The 11,886-nt window shown below is 46.6% G+C and carries 8 protein-coding genes and 1 pseudogene; 2 read left to right on the plus strand and 7 right to left on the minus strand.

Annotated elements, in window-relative coordinates:
- Positions 1-210: 210 nt before the first annotated feature.
- Both RMO79_RS20245 and RMO79_RS20250 read left to right on the plus strand, forming a co-directional pair.
- A pseudogene (locus RMO79_RS20245) lies at positions 211-342 on the plus strand (helix-turn-helix domain-containing protein); the annotation flags it as partial.
- Positions 343-524: 182 nt separating this feature from the next.
- Positions 525-1,364, plus strand: coding sequence for a DUF3598 family protein (locus tag RMO79_RS20250; protein ID WP_310485074.1), 840 nt, complete (start codon positions 525-527; stop codon positions 1,362-1,364).
- Here RMO79_RS20250 and RMO79_RS20255 read toward each other — a convergent pair.
- From RMO79_RS20255 to RMO79_RS20285, 7 genes are all read right to left on the minus strand, one after another.
- Complete coding sequence (locus RMO79_RS20255; RefSeq protein ID WP_310485075.1) at positions 1,341-2,639, minus strand: HEAT repeat domain-containing protein; 1,299 nt, start codon at positions 2,637-2,639, stop codon at positions 1,341-1,343. The genes RMO79_RS20250 and RMO79_RS20255 overlap by 24 nt on opposite strands.
- Before the next feature lie 137 nt (positions 2,640-2,776).
- Positions 2,777-4,126 carry a cytochrome P450 gene (locus tag RMO79_RS20260; RefSeq protein WP_310485076.1) on the minus strand — a complete coding sequence of 450 codons (1,350 nt, stop codon included), beginning with the start codon at positions 4,124-4,126 and terminating at the stop codon, positions 2,777-2,779.
- Positions 4,127-4,284: 158 nt separating this feature from the next.
- Positions 4,285-4,539: a hypothetical protein gene (locus RMO79_RS20265; RefSeq protein WP_310485077.1), complete on the minus strand. Its 255-nt coding sequence runs from the start codon at positions 4,537-4,539 to the stop codon at positions 4,285-4,287.
- A gap of 228 nt (positions 4,540-4,767) precedes the next feature.
- Complete coding sequence (locus RMO79_RS20270) at positions 4,768-6,477, minus strand: cytochrome b5-like heme/steroid binding domain-containing protein (protein WP_310485078.1); 1,710 nt, start codon at positions 6,475-6,477, stop codon at positions 4,768-4,770.
- Positions 6,478-6,515: 38 nt separating this feature from the next.
- Positions 6,516-7,727 (minus strand): 3-oxoacyl-[acyl-carrier-protein] synthase III C-terminal domain-containing protein, encoded by a 1,212-nt coding sequence (locus tag RMO79_RS20275; RefSeq protein ID WP_310485079.1) that lies wholly within the window; start codon positions 7,725-7,727, stop codon positions 6,516-6,518.
- 128 nt (positions 7,728-7,855) lie between these two features.
- Complete coding sequence (locus RMO79_RS20280; RefSeq protein WP_310485080.1) at positions 7,856-10,510, minus strand: protein kinase domain-containing protein; 2,655 nt, start codon at positions 10,508-10,510, stop codon at positions 7,856-7,858.
- A gap of 193 nt (positions 10,511-10,703) precedes the next feature.
- Positions 10,704-11,886 (minus strand): ABC transporter permease (locus RMO79_RS20285; RefSeq protein ID WP_310485081.1); only part of this gene is annotated, 1,183 nt, incomplete at its 5' end.

Consider the following 11,886-nt stretch of genomic DNA (forward strand, 5'->3'; position numbering starts at 1 on the left):
CTACTGCATTATCATCTGCCATTAATAGCACATTGGCGTGATTCACTTGCTTTGCCGTTTTTTTGCCATTTTTGCTAATTTCTATCAGCTCCTCTCGCTGCTCCGATGTGAGTTCTATTCTATACTTGATATTGGGGTTGATCATAGTGGCGATCGCTAACTCTTACCCACAATTTTAAGCGTGTCGAGCCAGTAGGTAATCGAGCCAAGCGGCAATTAAAGCAAAATGATGCAGCAATTATCGATATTGCCCTAGCCTGTGGATTTGCCGATCGGAGCCATTTGACCAAGCATTTTCGCAAATTTGTCGGCATGACTCCCAGAGCATTTCGGGCATATTAACTTGCCTTTCAATACATCAGATTGCTGACTATGATAGAGAATGTCTCTGAATACTGGTGTGAGGAATATTCATGCAAGGCTCATACATCGATAGCGTTATTGCCGTAACTCGTGGCAAGCGTAAGCAAGAAAGTAGTCTCAAATCAGAGAATTCCTCCTTTAACATTACCATTATTCACTAAATGAAATCTCAATGGGAATGCGTCCTTAGAAATCTGGGTGAATGGGTAGGTTCCTTCGCTACCGTTAAACCTGCAGGGGACTTAATTGAAGATATCCCCAGTATCATTAAACTCGAAGGTGTCCGCGACAACCAAGCCATCCATTTGGTACTAACCCGCTTTTATCCCCTTCCCAATAGTACCGAACGCTATGCTAAAGAAGTCGTGTGGGATTTTAGTACGCCGCCAGGAATCGGAGCAATTTATTTCGATCCGGGTGCATTTAGTTCCGGCGCGCTGGCGGTGACTGCGGGTGTGAAAACGATCGCCGAATTCTCGTTAATCGCAATCGATCGTCGCTTTCGGACGATTCAGCTGTTCGATGTCGATGGTAAATTCGATCGGGTAACTTTCGTGAGCGAACATCGTCAAGGTACGACAATACCCGCACGTTCCCAGCTTACCATCCCCGATTTATTAGGCACTTGGCAAGGTACGGCGACGACATTTTATCCCCAGTCTACATCGCGGACTGTGGCTCGATCGCACTCGACATTGACCGCACTCGATCGCGGGTACCAATTAGTAGCAGATAACGACTCGATCGATCTCACGGCGACTAGCGATCGGCTACTCAAATTTACCCTCGATGGACGAGCTTATCAAATCCTCCTCCATCCCGATGGCGGTTACACCACCGCACCCACCCAAATCGCGCTAGGGCACCCCTTCTGTGTCGAAATCGGCTGGGTACACGAAAGCGGACACAGACAACGGTTGGTGCGTCAATATGACAGCACTGGTCGATGGTGCGGTACGACTTTTTATGTAGAAGAGCTACTCAGATTTCCGATCGTCTAGCCTTTTTAAAGCCTCTGCTGCTCCCCGTTGCACCCATCCGTCTGGGTCTTTGCTTGCCTTGTTGAGCGCGGAAACTGTGGGTTGTTGTGCTGATGTACCGATTTCGCCTAATGCTTCGGCTGCCCGCCGCCGCACGTCTGCATTTTGGTCGTTTTGAAGTGCAGTAATGAGTGTGGGGATGGCAGGTTTGGCAGCATCACCAATCTTACCTAGTGCGTATGCTGCGCGCCAGCGGACGATGGGGAGCGGATCTTGGAGTGCTGCGCTCAGTTCTGGGATCGCACCGATTCGACCTAATGCTTCGGCTGCATCCGTGCGGGTGAATGTGTCTGCTGATTGGTTGGGGTCTTTGAGCACGAGCACGAGTGCGGGGACTGCGGGCTTGGCTGCCGACCCCATCTGTAGTAGGGTTCTGACTGCATTCTTTCGCGCTGATTCATCTTTGTCTGCAAGTGTGGCGATGAGAACGGGGAGGATGAGTTTAGTTTCTGTTTGGATTTTTGATAATGCCGATGCTGCGTTCGATCTCACTCCTGGATCTGGGTCTTTGAGCGTTTTTATCAGTGTGGGAACGGCAGGTTTGGCGGTTGTACCCATTGCGCCTAATGCCGAGGCTGCGCTCGATCTCATTCCTGGATCTGGGTCTTTGAATATTTTTATCAGTGCTGGAATGGCAGGTTTGGCGGTTGCCTCCATCAGTTGTAATGCATACGCCGCTCTAGATCTCACCACTTTATCCCGATCTTCGAGCGCGATGATGAGTGCTGGAACGGCAGAGTTGCCGACTTGGCTTAATAATTCTGGCGTTGTATTTATGTGTGTTTCTGAATCTGGCTTGGGAAGTTCGGCGATGAGTGCGGCAATAGCGGGTGCTGCGGCTGTCCCCATCTCACCCAGTGCTTTGGCGGCCGCATGTTGAACCTGCCATTCAGGGTCTTTGAGTAAAGGGGTTAGAGCGGGTACGGCAGATTTTGCTGTCTCTCCCATTTTGCCCAAGACGTATGCTGTATGCTCTCTTACTTGCCTATTTTTATCCTGAAGCTGTGGTGTCAATTTGGCTACGGCAGGCTGTCCGATCTGCTGAAATTTCTCGATGAGACTGTCATCGTATAAATTAAGCTCGGAATTCTTCAGCAACTGTTGATTTGCAAGATCGAATTCGGTTCTCGGTTGCCCGATTTGGTTGACGAGATTGCAACCGCTGAGTCCGAAGATCGGAATAATGCTTAATAGGATCGGGGTAAATAGTTGAATTAGGGATTTTGACTTTATCATCAGTGGATCTCGACCTTGGAATGGAATGTCTCAGTATTTACTACCATGAGAATAGCGAAGATTTTGGAAAACTCGGCAGCGATCGAGTTACGCTGTAGTCTACTTAATTAGTGCCGACTGGATTCTCAAAATTCTCATTAGAGTAGTATTGACTGAACTTTAGCCTCAATTCCCCCTTTTGGCCCTAAAGTTACGCCGCGACGGACGGGTACGACTGGTAATTTACCTGTGAGTTCGAGTTGACAATTGGCGAAAACTTCAAGTACGACTAATTTTAGTTCTAATTGCGCTAGTGCCATGCCGATACAGCGACGACTGCCGCCGCCAAAGGGGATAAACTCATAGGGCGAAAATTGACGTTCTAAAAAGCGTTCTGGTTTGAATAAATGTGGTTCGGGATAAATATCTTCACGGTGGTGAGTAAGATAAATACAGCCTGCAATCATCGTTCCTGGCTCGATGTTATAATCTTGTAAAGCAACAGGTTCTTGGACGATCCGGGGGAATGTGAGCATCCCGACTGGATAAATCCGTAAAGCTTCCGAACAAACGGCATTGAGATAAGGTAGACGACTAATCGCGATCGGATCGCGTTCGGTACCGATCGTAGCAAGTTCGGCTAGTAATTTTTGCTTGACTTCTGGTAGATAATTCACCCAATAAACCGCCCAAGAGATGGCGGTGGCGGTGGTTTCATGTCCGGCGAATAGTAATGTCATCAATTCGTCGTGCAGTTCGATATCGCTCATGCTATTACCATCGGCATCTTTCGCACCAATTAGTAATGTAAGAATATCAGCTCGATCGGGTTGATAATTGCGACGACGCTCGGCAATTTCTTCATATAGTAATCGATCGAGTTCTGCGCGATCGCGTAAAAATCGACCCCACGGACTCCACGCGCCTAAATCTTGTTGTAATGCAGGTATTAATAAAAAACTAGCATTAATTGGCGATTCAACTAATGCTAGCACTGCGACTAATTTATCCCGAATTCGATCGTATCGTTCTCCTTTGTATAATCCAAATACTGCCTGTAAAATTACCGAGAGCGAAATTGACTGCATTTGCTCGCGGATATTAATAGTTTCACCCACTTGCCATTGACTGACAACGTCTCGCGTCACCTCACAAATGAGATCTGTGTACGCCCGAATTTTATCGCCGTGAAATTGGGGCATTAATAACTGTCGGCGTTGACGATGTTCGCCCCCATCGAGTAAAATAATGCCGCGATCGCCTAAAAAAGGTTTTAAGATCTGATTGCTCGATCCGGGTGCGGAAAATTGCTTGGTATCGTTAGTTAATACCGCTTGCATCGATTGAGGATTGCTAATAAAAACCGCCCGATTTAGTGGCCCAGACATTTTAACAGAGAAAATATCCCCGCACTGTCGATCGTAGTTATGCAAATATTCGGTCGGCTCAGTAATCCATTGCCATAACTGAATGGGACTAGGTGTATCGAGTGTCGGGAGTAACTTCATAAAATTTGGGTATGCTCAGATCTCTACTTCCATTATCCGATCGACTAGAAAATCTTGCATCCCCAGGATCTCAATCTGGGGGTGTGGGAAATAAAAAAGATGGGTAGAGCAATATGCATGGAGACACACTCTACTCAAAGATACTCGATCGCTACCGTTTATTTTGGTGCTTTCTGCCAGCCATTAGCAATTGCTTCCGACTCCGTACAAAACCATCGTTCGCCTTTTGCCGGATCGATCTTAACGATCTCATAATCCTTCATCCCTGGCAAATGATAGAGTTTTTTATCTTTGTTCCACGAGATATTCCCTTTGATATTACAACCTGGCTTGGGGAAGACACTTTGAGCAAGGAGTTGAGTGGAACCTAGTGTAATGCTACCGATGACGATAATCCGGATTAATGTTTGCATAACGGAACGCGAGGGAATAATTGACTTAGTATTCCCCGTTCTCGATCGAAAAGCGCACATTCCCAAATTAAATCTTAGAAGATGTCTGAAAAGTCAATTCTCTTCAGCATAAACCCTAGAAATCCCCCCAACCGGATGGAAGTCTCCCTTAAAAAGAGGGATTTAGATCTACGATTCACATCAAACATCCCTTTTCAGACATCCTCTTAGACTGCTCGGACATCCTATTTAAATCGAACCAACTCCAGTCCAACCTTTGAAGGCATAATCTAGTGTTTTGATTAATGCTTGGGGATGGAAATGCTCTTTGAAGATGCCATGATTATTTTCTTTTGCCATTCTAGAAGGAACTGCTAAATAATTAGTTACCAAGCGCGGTAAACGTTCGGTAAAGAAATTTTTAGGTTCTACCCATTTAATGCCAAATTGCTCGGCTTCTTCGCGGACGATGCTTTCGCTTAAAATGTTAGCGAAGCCGCTGCGTTGCTGCGGTAAAACGTGATGGACGCGATGGGGACTTAAACCCGCCGAGAGGAAACAATCGAGGTACTTATTACCCACCATTGTCAGATCGTAGGAATTTTTAATCTGTTCTACCGCCCAATCTTTTTTACTCCAATCGATTTCGATATTCCATTCATCATCGCTATCCCGATGCTCGAAATCGTGGCTGGCGACAATCATAAATGTGCTAATCCACAGTGTAATCATAAACTGGGCGACCCATACACCTAATGCACCGTGCATCCAGAATAAAACGAATTCGGCGAGTAGTAATAAATGAATGCCAAAGCTGCCGATAAAATGGGGTACGCCAAATTGCCAAGAACCGTAGAGATCTTTGGCTCCAATTTTGAAGGTGAGCAGAAATAAATCGGCAATTCGGAGAAACATGCCAATTACTAAATGACCGACTTTATGAAAGCTATGGATGGGGATGCGATAGTAACGTGGGAGTTCTAAAATTGCCGTAAAGACGCTTTTTTTGATATCGACTTCACTTTGAGTAAAGGGGTGATGCAGTAATGTGTGTCCGTCGGTGACGACTAAGGCTAGCGGTACGTAGTTGATATCAAATAGACTGGCTAGTACTTTATTAATACCAACTTGTGGGCGATGGATTAGGTAATGTCCGACTCCAGCTAAGGCAATTCTCAAAATCGCGATCGCGGGAATAAATAGATAGGCGGGTAAATATTGGTTGCCGTCTAAATACAACCATTGACTGAGCAAATAAATGCCGAACAAGCTAATACCAACTATATCAAATAATCGGTCTTGGCTAGCTACTTTTTTGGCAAATTCTGGTTGATTGACTCTGGCTTTAATTTTATTTAATAGTTGCTCTTTATTCTCAAAACTATATCTAGGCGTATCTTTCCAACCATTAAAATCTTCTTTAAACAAAAATGGTGGGGCGTTATATTTAGGATGGATATCTTCCGGTCTAGCTTCGCGATCGAGGGCGTATTTTTGAATGATTCTTTTGACTTTTTCGGGGTTGGGATGAAAAATATTGACGATCGTGGTGATGTCTCGATTTTTAGTGCGTCCGATAAAAAATTGTCCGCCGGGATGTTTGGCGATAAATTCGGTCAGATCGTAGGCTGCGCCATCATAAATCCAGACATTTGCTAATGGTTGTCCGTCAGGTGGATGGGGCGGAGCTTCATGCTCATCTAACGGTCGGCGATCGGCTGGGGATACTAGCGATCCTGGCTCGTTGAGGGGTGGTGCGGCAGGTGGATGAGGAGGAAGTTGTCGCTCGGCTGGCGGTCTGCCTGCGGGCGGATGCGGGGGCAGTTCGCGATCGCGTAGCGTCTCCCGTGGAGAATCGCTCGGCGGTCTCCCTGTGGGAGGATGGGGTGGTAATTCTCGTTCTGTTGGTGGTTGTTTATCGATCGGATTAAGTAGTTCGGTTTGATGTTCGGGAGCCATATTTTTAGGGATATTAAGGGATGATTAATAGAAGAAATTTAATATTTTTGAAATAACAGACCTTCGATACCGACTCCAGGCGAAAAGGAGAAAGCAATTCCAGTTAAGGGATCGATCGACCTGGGCGGATCGTCACTACCATTCGATTGCTGCTGGCGATTCTCCACGGGAGACGCTACGCGATCGCGATTACCAGCATCGGCATCAATCCTAATTAGCATTCGTTCGATCACAAATATTACGGCACAACTGAGCATATTGCCATATTCTCGTAATATTTCCCAACTATCAGCAACGCGATCGTCGCTGAGTTCTAAGGAACGCTGAACTTTTTCGATAATTCTGGTACCACCAGGATGCACCGCCCACAAATCAATTTCGGCTTTAGTGAGATGATGTTGTTTGAGAAAGTTGGTAATAATCGGATCGACACCAGATTCGATATAGCTGGGTAATTGGGGCGACAATTGACAAGTAATGCCATTATCTCTGACATCTAATACAATGCCATCGGCGGTATCTTCGACGAGGTAGCTAAAGTTATCTCTAATAATTAATCGGTCTTGGGTGGCTAATTTTTCTGTTTTGCAAGCACCCAAAACCACGGCTGCACAACCATCGCCAAAAATACTATGAATGATAATCTCGTTGAGATTGTCTTCAAAACTCGAATTAATCGAACTCAGTTCCAGACAGATCACTAATGCCCTACTCTGAGGATAAGCGCGGAGATAATCGCAAGCAACTCGCAGCCCGGTAACTCCCGCCGCACACCCCATAAAATTAACCGGGATGCGGGCAATATTGCGCCGCAATCCTAAATTTTCAATTACTTTGGTATCGACACCTGGTGCTAAAAATCCCGTGCTTGTGACAAACACAATCAGCCCGATCGATTCGATAATTTTGGCAACATCGATGCGATCGGACTCAGCACGTTGAGCGGCGATCGCAATTGCTTTACCTGCTACCTCTGTTGCTAAGGGAATGGCACATTCGGCATATAATTGCATCCTCTGTTTGATATTATTCGGTTCTCGACAAAACCTAACCACCTCATCTGTCAATAAATCGATCGCTAAATGTCGAGTATCGATCCGCGTGTTTTTATAAATCCTCTCGATCTGCGGTTGTTGCGCCTGGGCACCATAAAGAGCGGACACAAATTTAGCTGCATCGCTTTGATAAACGATGTGCTGGGGAGTGCCAGTGGCGATACTTTCAACGATCGGTAAATATTGATTAGACATTACATTGGAGATGGGACTGGGGGACTGGGGGACGGAGAGACGGAGAGACGGGGAGACGGGGAGACGGGGAGACTGGGAAGATTAAAACTCTATCCACTATTCACTATCCACTATCCCCCTTACTCAATCTATTCGATCGGTACAAAATCAAATCCAGTGCGAGACGAGTATTTATAATTGGGTGGAGTGGGGGCGACTTGGACTAAGATATAGCGATCGGTTGGCTCGCCGTTGGTAAATTGTAACTTGCCAGATGCACCTAGAAATTCAGTTTTGGCAAGCGTTTCCATTACGCTGGTACGCGAGGGATTATCTTCGGCTTTAATTGCCATCCCCATTGCTTTAACCGCATTATAAGAAGTCGCAGTCGCCCAGTTAACTTGAGTATTCCAGAGTTGTTGGGCACCTGTAGAAAATTGCGCCGAACTTTCTGATTCTTGCCAAGGTACGCCCATAATTAATCCTGCCGATCCTTTGCCTGCTTTGAGGGTAGCCACACTGTATAAAGCCGTATCGCTCAACACGCTCAGTTCGGGATATTTTTCGGCTCTGAGTTTTAATACCCGCAAAGCCTCGCGATTGGAACGTCCGACAGGGAGGACGAGAATCGCTTCTGCGCCCATTGCTTTGGCTTGTAAGAGTGCGGCTTCGGGATCGAACGCAGACGTGCTGGCAGGCGTTGGAGATGCCGTTGGGGATGCCGTTGAAGAGACGGTGGAAGAGACGGTGGAAAACTTAAAGCTACAGACGACTTGCCCGCCTTTAGTGGTTAATTGCTTCGCAAATTCAGTTTTAAATTGGTCGTTATAAGTAATTGTCGGGACGTAAAAAATGGCGACTTTGCGCTTATTCTCTTTATCTACCAAGCGATCGACTAATTTTTGAGCGATTGCTTCGCCTTTGACGTTAGTTCTAAATATGTAGGGTTTAGCGGCACTGGTGAGTTCGTTTGCCGTGCTAATTGGGGCGATGTAAGCTATTTTCTGGCGATCGTAAACTACCGCTGCTTTCATGGTGACATCGTTGCGATTGTGTCCGACGATGCCCATAATGTCCGGTTGCTCGGCAATTCCCGTGGCGATAGTTTCGATCTTTTTAGGATCGTCGCTATCATCCACGATCCGCAGTTTGATTTCTGCGTCGTTGACACCACCAGATTGATTCAGTTCGGATTGCGCTTGGGCAAACCCGCGTAACATTTCCGAAGCGCGATCGAGCGATCGCGAAATCGGCGCGGAGACGGCAATTGTATAACTTTTGCGATGGCCAATCAGGGCGTTATTTAAATAAATCCGCGTTTCGGGGGAGTTGGGGTTGAGGTTCAGAGCTGCTTGGAAATTAGTAATCGCTTCGTCATACTTTTTATTAGTCAGTGCTAAAATTCCTGCCCGTTTTAAATTCTTAAATCGATCGGTATCTTTACTGCCTTCCACGGTGAGTAAAACTCGATCTCCAGTGCTGCTGGTGCGGGAAAGTGCGGCATTTAGTGGCGAGTTGGCAGTAGGCTGCCAGATTTTACCTAGCAGGAAAGCACCTAAACCCAACACCGCCGCGATCGCACCAATTTTGAGCCAAGGCTTTTTGGCGGCGATCGGCTCTACTTTCTCGATCTGGGAGTTATAAACTTGGAGTGGTGCTTCTTCTGGCTGAATCGGATAGTTTTCGACTGTCGTGGCACCATTTTCGTGATGCTGCGGCGCAATTTCGCTGGCGGGTTGTGGCTCGTTTGCAAAGGTACCCAACACCAACGTACTCGGAATCGGCGTACTATTCGCATTTTGCATATTCGAGAACGGCATACTCAAAACCGGAATACCCCAAGTATGTTCGATCTCTTCTAATACATCTCGCGCTGACTGAAATCTTTCTGAGGGCAGACTGCGGAGCATCTTATCGATGATGTCTGCCAAGGCATCGCTGACTTGCAGATCTGGCGTGCGCCATTGCCACTCATTAGTGTCGATATTTAATAAATCTTGCGGTGCTCTACCCGTGAGCAGATTCAGGCAAGTAACGGCGAGGGCATATAAATCGGAAGAAGGATAGATTGCCTGTCCCTGGCGTTGCTCCCACGGTGCGTATTCGGGCGTAAATACGCATGTCAGACTGCGATTATCGTTCCCGCTCTTGCGCGCCGTCTCAGCAACTACCTGCTTGACAGCCCCAAAATCGATTAAATAAATTTGCCCCTGCAAGTCGCGCATGATATTCGAGGGCTTAATATCGCGGTGAATGGAGCCTTTAAAGTGAATGAATTCTAAAATTTTGGCAACTTCCCGCAGTACCGAAATTACCTCTGGCTCTGTAAACCGCTTTTTAATTGCCAATTCTGCTTGGAGATTTTTGCCCTCGATATACTCTTGGACTAAATAGAAAAACTTTTGCTGGGTATAGGGTGGCGAAGCCGATGCGGTCATTTCTAAAAAGGCGAACAGACGCGGAATTTGCGGATGTTCGCCTAATTTTTCGAGCACTTCGGCTTCACGATGAAAGAGCGTCGTGGCGGTTTCGAGTTGGGCGGTATTAAAGCTGGGGTTGACTTGTAACTGTTTGATAACGCACTTTCTGAGTCCCGGCGTGCGGCGATCGCAGCCCAGAAATGCCACACCCAATCCCCCCTGTTGCAATACTTTAGAAGGGAGATATCTACCATCTAAAATTAGGGGCATCCCACAATTCGCACAATGCCGTTGATGGACGGTTTTCAGGAGCTGGCGATCGTCTAAATCGGAAAATGAATTTAGTGGTTGTTCGCAACGCGGACGAGTGCAGTAGATGTCCATGTGGGGATGGGGGAGGGGGACTGGGGGACTGGGGGACGGGGGGTGTGGGGAGTGTATCTAGAATTGTTTGGGCTAATTAGTTAGGGTTATGCGGGTGGAGAGCGGGAAATTTAACATAGAGCCGATGTTTGCATTAACGACAGGGCTGTCTGGGAAACACTTTCAACTTTCAACTTGCCACTCCCTTTCGCTTTCAACTGACTTTCTTGCTGGGGGTTTGTCGTTTGGGGGACTTGAGTAAATCTTTGCGCTTGAGTAGCCAAATCGTTATGCCAATATAAACAACACTCTGGATGAGCAACATTCCCCAATTTAAGCCTAAATTTTTCCAAGTCGTGTCGTAGACGCTAGAAGCCTTCATTACTTGGGAAAAATCGATCCCGGCATCATTGTTACTCGTGGGAATTAACACATTGAGGTCGATGAGCGTACCGTAAGCACCGATCGACCACCTACCGATCGTCAACCAGGAGATAAACTTACCCACAGCCACCTTATCTAGCCCGAATAACACCCCTGCAAAGATAATTTGAGGTAACAGTAATAAAGGTAACGCACTATTCGCCTGAGAGCTGTTTTTGACGCTGGCAGAAACCATCAACCCCAGACAAATCGAGGCAAAAATGCTCAAGAAGGTGGTGATAATCAATCCTAAATACCAATTGAGCGGACTGAGTTCGGCAACTGATTCGGGCTGTTTGAAACAAATTAGCACGATCGCGCTAATTAGCAGGGTTTGGGCGATCGCCAAACCGCCTAATGTCAATAATTTCGAGCTGACATAAGCGAACAATCCCAGATTTACCAAGCGTTCGCGGAGATAAATTGCCGATTCCTTAATAATCTCCTGGAGCGAACTCGCCAGTCCCACCCACACGTTAGCACAGGTAAATACAAACAAAATTTTGAGTGCCATGCCCGCTCGATTGAGATTGGGCGAACCTGTAAACGGTGTCAATAAAGGATTAGTCGCCACATCGAAGACTTTATTCGGATCTTGGAGTGTATCTTTAGTCGCCAGCCAGACCAATAAAATCCCGATCGGGGCTGTTAATAACGATAGTCCTAAATAGACCGGATCGCGCTGGATTAATTGTCCGTAGCGACGAGTCAGAATTTGTAATTGCTTGAAGAACGACTGCTTAATCTGGGTTGGCGGTGGGAGCGTCGCGCGATGAGTATCGAAGATCTCACTAGTGGGCAAACTCAGCCGCTCTTTGACATAATCTTGATAATAGTCCGAAGCTTGGAACTTAGTGGCGGTATCGACGCAAGCATCGGCAGTTTCGAGCTGAATGTAAATATCGGCAAAATCTTTACTGGGTACCTGAAAGAAGTCATTAGCAATATCTGGAGGGCCGAAATAACAGAGGTTT

It is taken from the genome of Chamaesiphon sp. VAR_48_metabat_403, from assembly GCF_031422475.1.
GTDB lineage: Bacteria > Cyanobacteriota > Cyanobacteriia > Cyanobacteriales > Chamaesiphonaceae > Chamaesiphon.